This is a genomic window from Pseudomonas rhizosphaerae, assembly GCF_000761155.1.
GTDB lineage: Bacteria > Pseudomonadota > Gammaproteobacteria > Pseudomonadales > Pseudomonadaceae > Aquipseudomonas > Aquipseudomonas rhizosphaerae.
Genome location: NZ_CP009533.1, coordinates 3,881,024 through 3,896,145, shown reverse-complemented (window position 1 = coordinate 3,896,145; position 15,122 = coordinate 3,881,024). Strand labels below are relative to the sequence as shown.

Annotated in this window: 12 protein-coding genes; 7 read left to right on the top strand and 5 right to left on the bottom strand. The window is 64.4% G+C overall.

Features of this window, described 5'->3' with window-relative positions; translation table 11 throughout:
• Positions 1 to 245: 245 nt before the first annotated feature.
• The 3 genes from LT40_RS17290 to LT40_RS17280 all read right to left on the bottom strand — a co-directional run bounded on the left by LT40_RS17290 (position 246) and on the right by LT40_RS17280 (position 5,935).
• Positions 246 to 1,535 (bottom strand): OprD family porin, encoded by a 1,290-nt coding sequence (locus LT40_RS17290; protein WP_043192333.1) that lies wholly within the window; start codon positions 1,533 to 1,535, stop codon positions 246 to 248.
• Between the two features lie 270 nt (positions 1,536 to 1,805).
• Complete coding sequence (gene aguA / locus LT40_RS17285; RefSeq protein ID WP_043192332.1) at positions 1,806 to 2,912, bottom strand: agmatine deiminase; 1,107 nt, start codon at positions 2,910 to 2,912, stop codon at positions 1,806 to 1,808.
• A gap of 101 nt (positions 2,913 to 3,013) precedes the next feature.
• Positions 3,014 to 5,935: an aminotransferase gene (locus LT40_RS17280; protein WP_043192331.1), complete on the bottom strand. Its 2,922-nt coding sequence runs from the start codon at positions 5,933 to 5,935 to the stop codon at positions 3,014 to 3,016.
• Between the two features lie 221 nt (positions 5,936 to 6,156).
• On the opposite strand from LT40_RS17280, the gene rfbB reads away from it, so the two are divergent.
• From rfbB to LT40_RS17255, 5 genes are all read left to right on the top strand, one after another.
• Positions 6,157 to 7,239 (top strand): dTDP-glucose 4,6-dehydratase, encoded by a 1,083-nt coding sequence (gene rfbB, locus LT40_RS17275; RefSeq protein ID WP_043192330.1) that lies wholly within the window; start codon positions 6,157 to 6,159, stop codon positions 7,237 to 7,239.
• Positions 7,236 to 8,111, top strand: coding sequence for a glucose-1-phosphate thymidylyltransferase RfbA (gene rfbA / locus LT40_RS17270; RefSeq protein ID WP_043192329.1), 876 nt, complete (start codon positions 7,236 to 7,238; stop codon positions 8,109 to 8,111). Before rfbB ends, rfbA begins: the two co-directional genes overlap by 4 nt.
• The gene (gene rfbC, locus LT40_RS17265; protein WP_043192328.1) at positions 8,108 to 8,653 is read left to right on the top strand and encodes a dTDP-4-dehydrorhamnose 3,5-epimerase; all 546 of its coding nucleotides are present in this window, start codon (positions 8,108 to 8,110) and stop codon (positions 8,651 to 8,653) included. The genes rfbA and rfbC overlap by 4 nt, the downstream gene beginning before the upstream one ends.
• 92 nt (positions 8,654 to 8,745) lie before the next feature.
• Positions 8,746 to 10,560, top strand: a complete 1,815-nt coding sequence (locus LT40_RS17260) for a sensor histidine kinase (protein WP_043192327.1) — start codon at positions 8,746 to 8,748, stop codon at positions 10,558 to 10,560.
• Complete coding sequence (locus tag LT40_RS17255) at positions 10,557 to 11,939, top strand: sigma-54-dependent transcriptional regulator (protein ID WP_043192326.1); 1,383 nt, start codon at positions 10,557 to 10,559, stop codon at positions 11,937 to 11,939. Before LT40_RS17260 ends, LT40_RS17255 begins: the two co-directional genes overlap by 4 nt.
• 57 nt (positions 11,940 to 11,996) lie before the next feature.
• On the opposite strand, the gene cysQ is transcribed toward LT40_RS17255, so the two are convergent.
• Positions 11,997 to 12,824 carry a 3'(2'),5'-bisphosphate nucleotidase CysQ gene (cysQ, locus tag LT40_RS17250; protein ID WP_043192325.1) on the bottom strand — a complete coding sequence of 276 codons (828 nt, stop codon included), beginning with the start codon at positions 12,822 to 12,824 and terminating at the stop codon, positions 11,997 to 11,999.
• Positions 12,821 to 13,387 carry an ADP compounds hydrolase NudE gene (gene nudE / locus LT40_RS17245; protein ID WP_043192324.1) on the bottom strand — a complete coding sequence of 189 codons (567 nt, stop codon included), beginning with the start codon at positions 13,385 to 13,387 and terminating at the stop codon, positions 12,821 to 12,823. Before nudE ends, cysQ begins: the two co-directional genes overlap by 4 nt.
• Before the next feature lie 91 nt (positions 13,388 to 13,478).
• On the opposite strand from nudE, the gene yrfG reads away from it, so the two are divergent.
• The gene (gene yrfG / locus LT40_RS17240; RefSeq protein WP_043192323.1) at positions 13,479 to 14,141 is read left to right on the top strand and encodes a GMP/IMP nucleotidase; all 663 of its coding nucleotides are present in this window, start codon (positions 13,479 to 13,481) and stop codon (positions 14,139 to 14,141) included.
• 72 nt (positions 14,142 to 14,213) lie between these two features.
• On the top strand, positions 14,214 to 15,089 hold the full coding sequence (locus LT40_RS17235) for a LysR family transcriptional regulator (RefSeq protein WP_043192322.1): 876 nt from the start codon (positions 14,214 to 14,216) through the stop codon (positions 15,087 to 15,089).
• The last annotated feature ends 33 nt before the right edge of the window (positions 15,090 to 15,122 follow it).

Below are 15,122 nucleotides of genomic sequence, written 5' to 3'. Positions count from 1 at the left end.
CTCAGCTTCCTTCTGGCGACGCGTCTTTTCCCTGTATAGCTACGGCTTGACACGCATGTCAACGGACCGTAGCATCGATATACAGGTTGGCAGTGAGCTCCAATTGGCGAAAGCTTACGACTCACCGCAAAGACCACGAAACACCCGCCCCGGCCTCGAGCCGGGGTTTTCGTTTCTGGTACGCGTCTGCTCACAAAACAAAGAACCCCGCTGATGCGGGGTTCTTTGTTATCGCCGTATCGACATCAGAAGATGTTGATCGGGTACTCGACGAAGGCGCGTACTTCGTTGCCGTCGTCGTTGTAGCCCGAGGCGCGGACGTTGTCCGAGGTGCGCAGCCACGAGCCGCGCAGGCGCAGGGTCAGGTCCTTGGCCGGGCCGTTCTGTACCACGTACTGGAGCTGGTTGAAGATCTCGCGCTCCTGACCGTCGCCGGTCGGGGTGCGGATGTTGTCGCCACGCACGTAGGCCACCTTGTAGGTCAGCCCCGGCACGCCGAATGTGCGGAAGTCGATGCCGTAGCCCAACTGCCAGGAGACTTCGTCTTCGGCGTTGAAGTCCGACCAGTACGAGTTGGCCAGGAAGATGGTCGAGCCACCGTCGCCCACACCGCCGGCGTTCTGGTAGAAGCCGTAGTTGTAGCCGGTGTCGCCGGTGCTGCGCTGGTGTGCCAGGGTCAGCGAGTGCGGGCCGAAGGCCCAGGTCGCAGCCAGGCTCCAGATCTTGTTGTCCTGGCCGGTGCCCAGGGTGCTGGCGTAGTCCTTGTCCAGGTGCGAGCGGTAGCCGTTGAAGTCGAACGTCAGCGATTGCTCGCTCGGCAGGGCCAGCACGTAGTTGAGGTTGATGTACTGCTTCTTGAGCCGGTCTTCGACATCGGAGGCATACAGGGCACCGCTCAAGCTGTCGCTGAACTGGTAGCTGCCGCCGTACACGTCGATCTTCTTCAGGCCGCCGCTGTCGCGGGCTTCGGCACTCTTGCGCGCTTCCTGGGTAAAGCGACCGGCGTTGAGCACCAGGCCGTCGATTTCCTTGGAAGTGATCAGGGTGCCGGTGAAGCTTTCCGGCAACAGGCGCGAATCGTCGAAGTTGAGCACCGGCAGTGCCGGCATCTGGTCGCCGTACTTGATCACAGTGTTGGAGATGCGCACCTTCACCGCTGCCCCGGCACGGGCCAGATCGTGGGGCGCGCTGCTCGGATCATCCGAAGTACCGCCACGCTTGAAGAAGTCGATACCGCCAGCACCGGCGCGACCAGTGCCGCCATCCAGGCGCAGAGCATACAGACCGAAGGCATCGACGCCCACGCCGACCGTGCCCTGGGTGAAACCGGAATTGAACTTGGCGATCACGCCCTGGCCCCACTCGGCCTTGTCCTGCCCGCCATGCTTGTAGTCACGGCTGATATAGGCATTGCGTAGCAGTACATTGAGGTGGCTGTCTTCGACGAAACCCTTGGCATCGGCCTGCTCGTTGGCCATGGCCTGGGTGGCCGCCATCACGCCCAGGACGAGGACAGCCCATTTCTTGTTCAACATCTTGTTTTCCCTAATCACCAGTGAGGACGCTACACGACCACCCGCTTGTTTTCCGTCGTTCGTGCGGCCTGCGCAGCGCTCTGCAACAGGCGTTCGAACGGTGGGGCAGGGTCTATGAGGATCCGTGTGCGGGGTCGGATCCTAGCGATGGGGGACAACGAAAGTCAAAATTTCGTGAAACTTTGTGGCTATAAGAAGGTCTTGCGATGGAATAACGCCCATGAAAAAGCCCGGCATCAGGCCGGGCTTTTCAAGGCGACTCAGGCCAACTCAACCGCGCACAGGTGCCGGCTGCTGCTGGGTCAGGCAGTGAATGTTGCCGCCACCGAGCAGCAGTTCGCGGCCCGGCACCATCACTACTTCATGCTCGGGAAACAGCTTCTGCAGCAAGGCCTGCGCCTGGCCGTCGAGCGGATCGTCGAAGCTTGGGGCGATGATGCCGCCGTTGACGATCAGGAAGTTCACGTAGGAGCCGGCCAGACGCACCGACGGGTGACGCTCCTGGCTGCCGGCAACCAGATCGACGCCATCGCATTCCTCTTGAGTGGCGTACAGAGGCCCAGGGATCGGCATCTTGTGCACAACCAGCGCCCGTCCCTTGGCATCGACGCTGTTTTCCAGCACCTGCAAAGCGGCCTGGCAACGCGGATAGTTCGGGTCGCTGGCGTCGTCGGTCCAGGCCAGCAGCACTTCACCGGGGCGCACGTAGCAGCAGAAGTTGTCGACGTGGCCGTCGGTCTCGTCGTTGAACAGGCCGTCGGGCAGCCAGATGATCTTCTCCACCGCCAGATGATCGGCCAGGATATGTTCAATCTGCTCGCGGTTCAGGTGCGGATTGCGATTGCGGTTGAGCAGGCACTCTTCGGTGGTGATCAGCGTGCCTTCGCCGTCGACGTGGATCGAGCCGCCTTCGAGCACGAAATCCTGGGTGTGATAGCGCTGGCAACGCTCCATGTCCAGGACCTTGCTGGCGACCTGCTCGTCGCGGTTCCAGGGCGCGTACAGGCCGCCGAGAAAACCACCCCAAGCGTTGAAGGCCCAGTCCACACCGCGCACCTCACCGCCGTGATCGACGACGAAAGTCGGGCCGGTGTCGCGCATCCAGGCATCGTCACTGCTGAGCTCGACCACACGGATGTTGGGCACGTCCAGGCGCGCGCACGCGTTGTCGTATTGCCCGGCAGACACACCGACGGTGACCGGTTCGAAACGCGCGATGGCCTTGGCCAGGGCGACATGCGCCGCCTGCACCGGCTTGCCACCCAGGCGCCAGTTGTCCGGGCGCTCGGGCCACAGCATCCAGGTCTGGGTATGGGGCGCCCATTCGGCCGGCATGTGGAAACCGTCGGCGCGAGGGGTACTGTCGAGCGTGGTCATGGGTCAGGGCTCCGGTGGTCCATGAAAAGGTATGGGCGCACTCTACAGGTTGTCGGGCTGATCGTGAAACGCGCCCGCCGCAGGGCGCGCCAACGGACGTTTCAGCAGCTCATTTCGTCCAGCACCCGCGCCACGCAGTCGACGAAGAAGTCCACGCTCTGCCGCGTCGTCACCATCGGTGGCTTGATCTTGAGGATGTTCAGGTGATCACCGGTAGGTTGCATGAAGATGCCCAGTTCCCGCAGCCGCTCGCACAACAGCGCCGTCTCCTGGGTCGCCGGCTCCAGGCTGTCGCGGTCGCGCACCAGTTCCAACCCAAGGTAGAACCCGGACCCATGCACGGCGCCCACCAACGGGTGGTGATCGACCAGGGCCTGCAGGCGAGCCTTGAAATGCGCGCCGACCACCCGGGCGTTCTCCCACAGACCCTCTTCGGCCATGACATCGAGCACCGCCAGGCCGATGCGGCAGCTCACCGGGCTGCCACCGGCGGAAGAAAAGAAATAGCCCTCGGCTTCCAGCGCCTCGGCAATCTCGCGGCGGGTGATGACCGCACCCAATGGATGACCATTGCCCATGCCTTTGGCCATGGTGATGATGTCCGGGACCACGCCTTGCTGCTCGAACCCCCAGAAGTACTCGCCGAGCCGACCGTAGCCAACCTGCACTTCGTCGGCGATGCACAGGCCACCACGGGCGCGGACTCGCTCGTAGACCTGTTGCAGGTAGCCATCGGGCAAGGCGATGCCACCAGCGTTGCCATACACCGGCTCGCAGATGAAACCGGCCACCTGACGGCCTTGTGCATCCAGCTGGTGCAAGGTCTCGTCGACACTGCGTACGTAGCCAGCGGTGCTGTCGGCACCGCGGAAGGTGCCGCGGTAACTGTTGGCCGCCATCACCGGATGGACCCAGTCCGGACGCGTGCTCAAGGCCTGCGGGTTGTCGGCGATGGAGGTGGAAATGGCATCGGTGGCCACTGACCAGCCATGGTAGGCCTCGAGCATGCTGAGCATGTCACGGCCACCGCTGGCCGCCCAGGCCAGCCGAATCGCCAGGTCGTTGGCCTCGGTGCCGCTGTTGACCAGAAACACCCGGTCGAACCCCTCGGGCGCCAAGGCCAGCAGGCGCTCGGAAAACTCGGCGATGGCTGCATAGTGAAAGCGCGAATTGGTATTGAGCAGCGACCATTGTCGCGCCGCCACCTGGGCCATGCGCGGATGGCCATGGCCGAGCACCGCGACGTTGTTGAGCATGTCCAGATACGCCTGGCCGTGCATGTCGATCAGGTGGTTGCGCCAGCCGCGCTCGATCTGCGGCGGCGCCTGGTAATAATGTTTCTGCGAGCGGGCAAAACTGGCTTCGCGCCGCTGCAGCAGATGCTCCGCGTCTGGCGGCGGCGGTGCATCGCAGTGCATGCCCAGCAAAGTGGCCGGTGACGGGCACAGCCGCTGCCAGGCTGCTGCCCGCGCCGGCGTACAGAACAGCGGTGGACTCAGCTCAGGGCTGCGGCACAGCTGCACCAGCAGTGAACCATCGACCTCGCCCAGCGAGGCGCCCGCCGCCAGCACGGCCCCTGCAGGGAAAGGGCAATTCATTCCCCACAGGTGCAGGCTTGCGAACGCACCTTCGAGGACCACACTGGCATCGGCCAAGCGTCGCAGCGTACCGGCCCAAGGCGCTTGCAGAGCGGTACCCGGCGGCGCCTTAACCTGCACGTGCAGCGCACAGGTCGCCGACGCCACGCATGTATCGATGCGGGTCCGCGAAAGACGGTACTCGCCATACCTCGTACACGCCCAGCCACTGTCCGCGGCGACGTCGGCCAGCAGCCGTTCGTCGACATCCGCTTGCTCCCAATTGCCGTCCGCGAAATGCTCGCTGAGCACGCTCAAATCCACCTGGCAAACTGTCGAGTCTGTCACGCCGACGAACAAAGGCAATATGCCATCTTTGGAAAATTCGGGTATGCTCCGCCCCACACTGCTGAAAATTGCCGCTTCCATCAATTCGAATGGTTCTGCGGTAGCTATGTCGAAGATTTCCCATTCATGTTCGACGTTGGCCCGGATGTAGGTGTTGTCTGGGGTTACGCTCAACTGCCGGGCACTGCTCGACACCAGCACCGCCGCTCGCAGCACCACCAGGGGCCACAGCGCACGCAACTCTGCCTCGCTCAGCGCAGTGACCTGCTGATAGGCCACCACTGCCGGCAATACCGCAAACGGATCGCCATGGGCATGATGCAGCAGCGCAGCACAGGTGGCCGCCAGGTCCGCCACACGCCAGGTATGCACCAGATCACCGAAGTCGATCAGGCCCGCGAGCTGCCAGCGCAGGTCGTTATCGCGCTGCCAGACACTGTTGTCATCAGTGATGTCCAAATGCACGGCCTGCATCGGCAGATCGGCACTTACCGCAGCCAGTCGGCGCTGCGCCTGGAATGTCATTTCGACCACACGACCACGCTGCCGTACATCTTCGAGCGCCGGCAGCAGGTGATCAAGCAACTTATGGGCGTGGCGCGGGTCCCATTGCAGCGTGCGCGCAAGGCCCGGGTGCCGAAAGTCGAACAAGGCGCGGTCTACCTCACCGCACAACCTGCCGATGCGGGCGATCGATTCGTACCCCAGGTGCTTGAGACGGGTCAGCGGCCGGCCTTCCAGATAGCTCAACACACGCATCTGCAGATGCTGCTGGCCAAGCTGCACGGCGATGGTGTCGCGACCATCGGGCGCGATCAGCGCCTGGGGCACCGGTACGCCCTGGCGGGCCAGGTGCAGCATCGCGGCGTGCTGGGCAGCCAGCGCTTGAAGCACCGCGTCGTCGTGACAGAATTTCAACACCCAGCAGCCCCGGGTGCTTTCGACACGAAAGTTGAGGTCTTGCTGGCTGCCCAGGCTGTGCAGTTGGCCCTGGAGCCCGTAATGCTCGAACAACAATGCCTGCGCCTGTTCGATACTCACCACGGGGTTGGGACGACTGGCGCGATGCACGAGCGGGTCGAGCGGGTCGAGCGGCATGAATGAAATCTCGATGGCCTGATTTGCAAGTACTGTAGCGGTTCGCCGCGCACGATTTCCACCGTTGGCAACGCTGCCTCTCGCGACGCGATCGTGCAGGCCGGCGACCACTGATACGACGTTGCACATTCGTTTGACAAACCGGGCTTGCACCGCCGCGCCCATCCACACAAGCTAGGCTGCAACGAATCATTGTCAGCTAAAGGAAGAAGGCTTTCGACATGCGCATTCTCATCACCGGCGGCGCCGGTTTCATCGGCTCGGCGCTGGTTCGCCACCTGATCGCCAACACCGAGCACGAAGTACTCAACCTCGACAAGCTGACCTACGCCGGCAACCTCGAGTCACTGGCCGAAATCGCCAGCGACAGCCGTTACGAGTTCGTCCAGGCCGACATCGCCGACCAGGCAGCTGTCGCCGCCGTGCTGGCGCGTTTCCAGCCCCACGCGATCATGCACCTGGCGGCCGAGTCCCACGTCGACCGCTCCATCGATGGCCCAGGCGAGTTCATCCAGACCAACGTGGTCGGCACCTATGCCCTGCTCGAAGCCACCCGTGGCTACTGGCAGCAGCTGCCGGCGGCGGAGCGCGAAGCCTTCCGCTTCCACCATATTTCCACCGACGAAGTCTACGGCGACCTGCACGGCGTCGACGACCTGTTCACCGAAACCACGCCGTACGCGCCAAGCTCGCCGTACTCAGCCAGCAAGGCGGCCTCCGACCACCTGGTGCGTGCCTGGCAGCGCACCTACGGCCTGCCGGTGCTGATCACCAACTGCTCGAACAACTACGGCCCGTATCACTTCCCGGAGAAGCTCATTCCGCTGGTGATTCTCAACGCACTGGCCGGCAAGCCGCTGCCGGTGTACGGCAATGGCATGCAGGTGCGTGACTGGCTGTACGTCGAAGACCACGCCCGCGCCCTGTTCAAGGTCGTCACCGAAGGCGTGGTCGGCGAGACCTACAACATCGGCGGCCACAACGAACAAAAGAACATCGACGTGGTGCGCAGCATCTGCGGCCTGCTCGACGAACTGGCGCCCCAGCGCCCGGACGGCGTGGCCCACTATGCCGACCTGATCACCTTCGTCAAGGACCGCCCCGGCCACGATGTGCGCTACGCCATCGACGCCAGCAAGATCGAGCGCGAACTGGGCTGGGTGCCGCAGGAAACCTTCCAGACCGGCTTGCGCAAGACCGTGCAGTGGTATCTGGACAATCTTCAATGGTGCCGTCGTGTACAGGATGGCAGTTATCAAGGTGAACGCCTGGGCTTCACCGAACCTAAGGATTTGATCGCATGATGAAAGGTATCGTTCTGGCCGGGGGCTCCGGCACCCGCCTGCACCCTATTACCCTGGGTGTTTCCAAGCAGTTGCTGCCCATCTACGACAAGCCGATGATCTACTACCCGATCTCGGTACTGATGCTGGCCGGCATCCGCGAGATCCTGCTGATCTCCACCCCCCAGGACCTGCCGCAATACCGCCAGTTGCTGGGCGACGGCAGCCAGTTCGGGATCAACATCCAGTTCGCCGAACAGCCGGCGCCGGACGGCCTGGCCCAGGCGTTCCTGATCGGTGAGGAATTCATCGGCGAAGACCCGGTGTGCCTGATCCTGGGCGACAACATCTTCCACGGCCAGCACTTCAGCGACCAGCTCAAGCGCGCCTCGGCACACCCTGCCGGCGCCACGGTGTTCGGTTACTGGGTCAAGGATCCCGAGCGTTTCGGCGTGGTCGAGTTCGACCAGGACGGTCGTGCACTGTCCATCGAAGAGAAGCCGACAGAGCCCAAGTCCAGCTATGCGGTCACCGGTCTGTATTTCTACGACAACGACGTGGTGCGCATCGCCAAGGAAGTCAAGCCTTCGCCCCGTGGCGAGCTGGAAATCACCGACGTCAACAACGCCTACCTGGAACGCGGCGACCTGCGCGTCGAGCGCTTCGGCCGCGGCTTCGCCTGGCTCGACACCGGTACCCACGACAGCCTGCTCGATGCCTCGCAGTACGTACAGACCATCGAACACCGCCAGGGCCTGAAAGTGGCGTGCCTGGAAGAAATCGCCTACCAGAACCACTGGATCGATCGCGAACAGCTGCTGGTGCGCGCCAAGTACTTCGGCAAGACCGGCTACGGTCAGTACCTGTACTCGCTGGCCGGAGAAACCCGATGAACGTGATCGCTACCGAACTGCCCGATGTCTTGATCATCGAGCCGAAGGTTTTCGGTGACGAGCGCGGCTTCTTCTACGAAAGCTTCAATGCCAAGGCTTTCCAGGAAGCCACCGGCGTAACGCTGTCGTTCGTCCAGGACAACCACTCGCGCTCCGCCCGTGGCGTGTTGCGCGGGCTGCACTACCAAGTGCAGCATGCCCAGGGCAAGCTGGTTCGGGTGGTCGCCGGGCAGGTGCTCGACGTGGCGGTGGATATCCGCCGCAGCTCGCCCAACTTCGGCAAGTGGGTGGCCGTGGAGCTGTCTGCGCAGAACAGCCGCCAATTGTGGATTCCGCCGGGCTTCGCCCATGGTTTCGTGGTCCAGAGCGAGTACGCCGAGTTCCTCTACAAGACCACCGACTACTACGACCCGTCCTCCGAGCGCAGCATTGCCTGGGATGACGAGCAGTTGGCGATCGACTGGCAATTGGACACAGTGCCGTCGCTGTCGGCCAAGGACCTGGCAGGCAAGCGCCTGGAAGAGGCCGACGTGTTCCCGTGATCGGCCCCAGGTAACGTCGCGATGCATGCCAACAGTGCTTCGCGGCGTTTGCCTGGCGCATAATACGCCGGTCTATCCCGGCGTGTTGTCCTATGACCCCCAGAGCCTCCATCACTCGCAGACCCCGCTGGCGCAGCCTGGCGATCCTGGCCCTGTGCCTGGCGCCATTGTTGTGGCCGCTGGAACATCTGGCCGAGCGCTATTACAAAAGCGAACTGGTCAGCCAGAATCGGCAGACGCTGGACCTCTACGTCGCCAACCTGCTGGGCACCCTGCACCGCTACGAAACCCTGCCGCAGATCCTCGGTGACCTGCCGGCGCTGCGCGCCTTGCTGGCCGCCCCTCGCAACGCCCAGGCGATCCTCGACGCCAATCACCTGCTCAAGGACATTCGCGAACAGACCGGTGCCGAAGTCATGTACCTGCTGGACGCCGACGGCAATACCCTGGCCGCCTCCAACTGGGAGCAGCGCGACAGCTTCGTTGGCCGCAACTTCGCTTTCCGCCCCTACTACAGCGATGCCGTGGCCGGGCGCCTGGGACGTTTCTTCGGGCTGGGCACCACGTCGGCCAAGCGCGGCTACTTCTTCGCCGCCGCCGTGCACGACCAGGACAAGGTCATCGGCGTGCTGGTAGTGAAGGTCGACCTCGACCACACCGAAACCCTGTGGGGCAAAACGCCCGAACAGCTGTTGCTCACCGACCACAACGGCGTGGTCATCCTCACCTCGCGCCCCGAATGGCGCTTCCGGGCCACACGCCCGCTCAGCGACAACGAGCGCCAGGCCATCGTCTCGATCCTGCCCTACCCTACCCGCGACCCGCAGCCGCTGAACCTGGACGCCGACGCCTGGCTCACGCAGACGCGGACCATCGCCGAAACCGGCTGGAACGTCAGCATCCTCGCCCCCAAGACCCTGCTCGATCGCCCGGTACGCACTGTCGTCGCCGTGGGCGGCGCCTTGCTCCTGGCCTTGATGCTGCTGCTCGGGCTGATGATGCAGCGCCGTCGTCACTACCTGCAGCGCATCGAATTCGAAGGGCGCACCCGTCACGAGCTGGAAACCCGGGTGGTGGAGCGCACCAGCGCGCTGGAAGGACTCAACAGCAAGCTGCGCCAGGAAGTACTCGAGCGCGAACAGGCCCAGCAGGAGCTGGTGCGTGCCCAGGACGAACTGGTCCAGGCCGGCAAGCTGTCGGCACTGGGCACCATGTCGGCCAGCATCAGCCACGAGCTCAATCAGCCCCTGGCGGCCATTCGCAGCTACGCCGAGAACACCGAGGTGCTGCTCGACCACGAGCGCATCGAGGATGCGCGGGGCAACCTCAAGCTGATCAGCGAACTGACCGGCCGCATGGCGTCGATCATCGCTCACCTGCGCGCCTTCGCCCGGCGCGACCGCCACGCCTTGGAAAGCGTCGCCCTGCAACCGGCCCTCGACGATGCCTTGGCGCTGCTCGCCAAGCGTCGCCGGGCCATGGCCGTCGAGCTGATCCGCGACCTGCCCGATGCGCCGCTCTGGGTCCAGGCCGGTGAAACCCGGCTGCGCCAGGTGCTCGGCAACCTGCTGGCCAACGCCCTCGATGCCCTGACCGAAAAGGCCAATCCCCGCTGCCTGTGGCTGAGCGCGGAACAGACGGCCGACGGCGTGGAACTGCGCATCCGCGACAACGGCCCCGGTTTCACCAGCGAAGCCATGGCCCGCGCCCGCGAACCGTTCTTCACCACCAAGACACGCACCCAAGGCCTGGGCCTGGGCCTGGCGATCTGCGATACGCTGATGCGCGCACTGGGCGGCGAACTGCTGCTGTCCAACCATCCCCAAGGCGGTGCCCTGCTGATCCTGCGTTTGCGCGCCGGAGAGCCGGGCGTCAGCCTGCAAGCTCCCGAGGACCCATCGGCATGACCAGCGACAACGCCATCGACAGCAAGATCCAGGTCGTGCTGATCGACGACGATCCCCATCTGCGCCAGGCCTTGAGCCAGACCCTGGACCTCGCCGGCTTGAAAGTGCTGGCTCTGGCCGACGCCCAGGGCCTGTCCGCGCGCATCGAGCGCGACTGGCCTGGGGTGGTGGTCAGCGACATCCGCATGCCGGGCATCGACGGACTGCAACTGCTCGAACAACTGCACGCCCGCGACAGCGAGCTGCCGGTGTTGCTGATCACCGGCCACGGCGACGTACCGCTGGCCGTGCAGGCCATGCGCGCCGGTGCCTACGACTTTCTCGAGAAACCCTTCGCCAGCGACGCGCTGCTCGACAGCGTGCGCCGCGGCCTGGCCGTGCGCCGCCTGGTGCTGGACAACCGCAGCCTGCGCATGGCACTCAGCGACCGCCAGCAATTGAGCACGCGCCTGGTGGGTCAGTCGGGCTCCATGGCCCGCCTGCGCGAGCAGATCGGCGCGCTGGCCGGGACCCGCGCCGATGTGCTGATCCTGGGCGAAACCGGGGCCGGCAAGGAAGTCGTGGCGCGCGCCCTGCACGATCTGTCCAGCCGCCGCAGCGGCCCGTTCGTGGCGATCAACGCTGGCGCCCTCGCCGAATCGGTGGTGGAAAGCGAGCTGTTCGGCCATGAGCCCGGCGCCTTCACCGGCGCGCAGAAACGCCGCATCGGCAAGTTCGAGTTCGCCAACGGCGGCACGCTGTTTCTCGACGAAATCGAAAGCATGAGCATGGACGTGCAGGTCAAGCTGCTGCGCCTGCTACAGGAACGGGTGGTCGAGCGCCTGGGTGGCAACCAGCAGATCCGCCTGGATATCCGCGTGATTGCCGCAACCAAGGAAGACCTGCGCCAGGCCGCCGACCAGGGGCGCTTCCGCGCCGACCTGTATTACCGCCTCAATGTCGCCTCGCTGCGCATCCCGCCGCTGCGCGAGCGCGGCGAAGACGTGCTGATGCTGTTCCAGTACTACGCCGATGCCGCAGCCGAGCGCCATGGCGTGCTGGCCAACGAACTCTCCGCAGCGCAGCGCGCGTTGCTGTTGCGGCACAGCTGGCCGGGCAACGTGCGCGAACTGCAAAACGCCGCCGAGCGCTTCGCCCTGGGCCTGGAACTGGCACTGGATAACAGCGAGCCGGGTCCGGTGGAAATGACCCGCACAGTCGCTGGTGGACTCAGCGAGCAGGTCGAGCATTTCGAGCGCGCCTTGATCGCAGCCGAGATGAGCCGCTCGCACACCTCCGTGCGCAGCCTCGCCGAAGCCTTGGGCATTCCACGCAAGACCTTGCACGACAAACTGCGCAAACACGGCCTCAGCTTTGGCGGGGGTGAGGAGCCTGAGTGAAGCCTAGTCCCTCAAGCGGCAGGCTTGTCGATGAGGGTCGAAGACTGCCAGTAAGGTCTACGGATGCGCCAGCGCAACCAGTGACTCACGCCACGGCACATTGCGAGGCAGCGCCAGGAACGAGGGATTGAGCAACGACGGGCGGGCAGGATAGACGAACGGCTGCCCGTCGATCTGCAGCACTTCGCCGCCCGCGCCTTCGAGCACGCCCTGGGCCGCAGCGGTGTCCCACTGCGAGGTCGGCGCCAGGCGTGGATAGCAGTCGGCAGCGCCTTCGGCCAGCAGGCAGAATTTCAGCGAACTGCCCACGCTGACCAAATCCAGTGGACCCACCACGGCACTCAGTCCGGCCAGCAGGTGCTCCTGCGCGGGGCTGGAATGGCGACGGCTGGCGACCACCGTAAATGCGCTGCCCGGCGCCGGAACCTGGCGCACGCTGATCGCCTCGGCCGGCTGCCCGGCCGCAGCATGCCATGCGCCGAGCCCGGCACCGCCATAGTAGGCGCTGCCCGTGGTCGGCACGGTGACTACGCCGAACACCACCTGCCCGCGCTCGATCAGCGCGATGTTGACGGTGAATTCTTCGCTGCCGTTGATGAACTCCTTGGTGCCGTCCAGCGGGTCCACCAGCCACCAGCGGGTCCACTGCTCGCGCACGGCCAGCGCGATGTCGGCATCTTCTTCGGAGAGGATCGGAATGTCGGGCGCCAGCGCGGTCAGGCCCTCGACGATGACCTGATGCGCAGCGAGATCGGCTGCAGTCACCGGTGATTCATCGGCCTTGGCCATGACCTGCACATCGGCCCGCCAGAACGGCAATATGGCCGCGCCAGCCCGATGGGCCAGTGCCACGACTTCGGGCAACAGACGTTCGACGTCGCTCACAGGCTGAACGCTCCGCGCTGGATCAACAGGTCGCGCGCCAGGTACAGGGCGGCCAATGCGCGGCCTTCGGAAAACTGCGGATGCTGGGCCAGGCTGGACAGGTCGCGCAGGTTGACCCTTTCGACACGCATCGGCTCCGGCTCGTCGCCCTCGAGCCGCTCCTCGTACAACCCCTGCGCCAGTACGACCTGGATCTTCTGGCTCATGTACCCCGGCGACAATGACAGCTCGGTAAGGTGTTCCAGTTCACGGGCGCCGAACCCAGCCTCTTCCTTGAGCTCGCGATCGGCGGCGGCCAGCACATCTTCGCCAGGCTCGATCAAGCCCTTGGGCAGCGACAGTTCATAAGCGTCGGTACCGCCGCAGTACTCCTCGACCAGCAGCGCATGCTCGGCATCGGCCATGGCCACGATCATCACCGCGCCATAACCATTGCCGCGACCCACCAGACGCTCGTAGGTACGCTCCACGCCATTGGAGAAGCGCAGTTGCACTTCTTCGACGCGGAACAGGCGACTACTGGCGACGATTTCGCGGGCAAGGACTTCGGGTTTCTGGCGCATCGGGCAGCTCCTGGACGTGAACGGGTTACTATACCGTGGCTTGGCCTGCGGCAGGCCACCCTTGATCCACCACTGCCCGAGAATCTTCGCTATGCCTTGCCTCGCCTGGAATACCATCGACACCGTCCTGCTGGACATGGACGGCACGCTGCTGGACCTGCACTACGACAACCACTTCTGGCTCGAACATCTGCCGCAACGCTATGCCCAACTGCACGGGGTCAGCCTGGCCATGGCGCAGCTGGAGCTGCAACCGCTGTTCAGCGACAACGCCGGCAAGCTGAACTGGTACTGCCTGGATTTCTGGACCCGCGAGCTGAACATCCCGGTGCGCGAGCTAAAACGCGAAACCGCCGATTTGATCGCCCTGCGACCCGACGCCGACACGTTCCTGGCCGCGATCAAACAGGCCGGCAAGCGGGTGATCATGATCACCAACGCGCACCGCGACTCGCTGTCGCTGAAGCTGGAACGCATCGAACTGGCGCCCTATTTCGAACGGCTGATCAGCTCCCACGACTACGGCTATCCCAAGGAAAACCCGCAGTTCTGGGACGCCCTGCAGGCCGACATCGGCTTCGACCCGGCGCGCAGCCTGTTCATCGACGACACCCTGCCCGTGCTGCGCAGCGCCCAGGCCTACGGAATCAGGCACCTGCTGGCGGTCAGCGAGCCCGACAGCCGCAAGGGCGCCAAGGACACCGAGGAGTTCGCGGCGGTGGGTGACTATCGCGACCTCATTGCGGGCCTGTGAGCCGTCCGGCTTGCCCACGACCTAGCGCAAGCGCGTGTCGCTATACTGCGCATCGCCAACCCAGGAGCGAGCATGGACATCAAGCAACTCAAATTCCTCATCGCGTTGGATGAAACCCGTCACTTCGGCCAGGCCGCAGCGCGGTGCCACATCACCCAGCCGACCCTTTCGATGCGTCTGCGCAACCTTGAAGAAGAACTCGAATTACCCTTGGTGAAGCGCGGCCAGCGCTTCGAAGGTTTCACCGCGCCCGGGGAGCGCGTGCTGGCTTGGGCGCGCACGGTACTGGCCGCCTACGACGGCCTGCAGGCCGAGGCGGCGGCGTGCCGCGGGCATCTGGTCGGCACCCTGCGCCTGGGCGTGGTGCCGCTGTCCAGTTTCGACCCGGTGCCGCTGCTGCACACCCTGCACGGCGAGCACCCCAACCTGCGCTTCGAACTCAGCTCGCTCAGCTCCGAGCAGATCCTCGAACAACTAGCGAGCAACCGCATCGACCTGGGCGTCTCGTTTCTCGAACGGTTGGACCAAGAACGCTTCGAATCGCGGGCGCTGGGTGAAACGCGCATGGGCCTGTTGTTCGATCAGCGCCACTACGATTTCGGCGAGCAAGCGCTGAGCTGGGAAGCCCTCACCGAACTGCCCTTGGGCATGCTTACCGCTGGCATGCACTTTCGCCAATCCATCGACCATAATTTCCACTCGCGCGGGCTTGCACCGCAACCCCTACTGCAGACCGATGCCGTCCATCAGTTGATCCAGGCCGTCCATGGTGGCCTGTGCTGCGCAATCATGCCGCTGGACAGCGGGCTCGAAGGTCTGACCGAGCACTTGCGCCTGCAACCCATTGCGGAGGCCCACACCCTGGCGCCTCTGGGCCTGATCATGCGTCGCGCAGCGCCACGTTCGGCACTAGCCGAAGCCTGCTTCAAGCTCTTTGACACGCCATGATCAATGCGGTCTATCGTCGCATCGGTAATAGCG

What these genes read in the sequence shown, in the direction of transcription:
- yrfG (WP_043192323.1), top strand. Translation starts at nt 13,479, where the DNA reads ATGCCTTGCCTCGCCTGGAATACCATCGACACCGTCCTGCTGGACATG.
- LT40_RS17290 (WP_043192333.1), bottom strand. Translation starts at nt 1,535, where the DNA reads ATGTTGAACAAGAAATGGGCTGTCCTCGTCCTGGGCGTGATGGCGGCC.
- LT40_RS17260 (WP_043192327.1), top strand. Translation starts at nt 8,746, where the DNA reads ATGACCCCCAGAGCCTCCATCACTCGCAGACCCCGCTGGCGCAGCCTG.
- rfbC (WP_043192328.1), top strand. Translation starts at nt 8,108, where the DNA reads ATGAACGTGATCGCTACCGAACTGCCCGATGTCTTGATCATCGAGCCG.
- rfbB (WP_043192330.1), top strand. Translation starts at nt 6,157, where the DNA reads ATGCGCATTCTCATCACCGGCGGCGCCGGTTTCATCGGCTCGGCGCTG.
- aguA (WP_043192332.1), bottom strand. Translation starts at nt 2,912, where the DNA reads ATGACCACGCTCGACAGTACCCCTCGCGCCGACGGTTTCCACATGCCG.
- nudE (WP_043192324.1), bottom strand. Translation starts at nt 13,387, where the DNA reads ATGCGCCAGAAACCCGAAGTCCTTGCCCGCGAAATCGTCGCCAGTAGT.
- rfbA (WP_043192329.1), top strand. Translation starts at nt 7,236, where the DNA reads ATGATGAAAGGTATCGTTCTGGCCGGGGGCTCCGGCACCCGCCTGCAC.
- LT40_RS17255 (WP_043192326.1), top strand. Translation starts at nt 10,557, where the DNA reads ATGACCAGCGACAACGCCATCGACAGCAAGATCCAGGTCGTGCTGATC.
- LT40_RS17235 (WP_043192322.1), top strand. Translation starts at nt 14,214, where the DNA reads ATGGACATCAAGCAACTCAAATTCCTCATCGCGTTGGATGAAACCCGT.
- LT40_RS17280 (WP_043192331.1), bottom strand. Translation starts at nt 5,935, where the DNA reads ATGCCGCTCGACCCGCTCGACCCGCTCGTGCATCGCGCCAGTCGTCCC.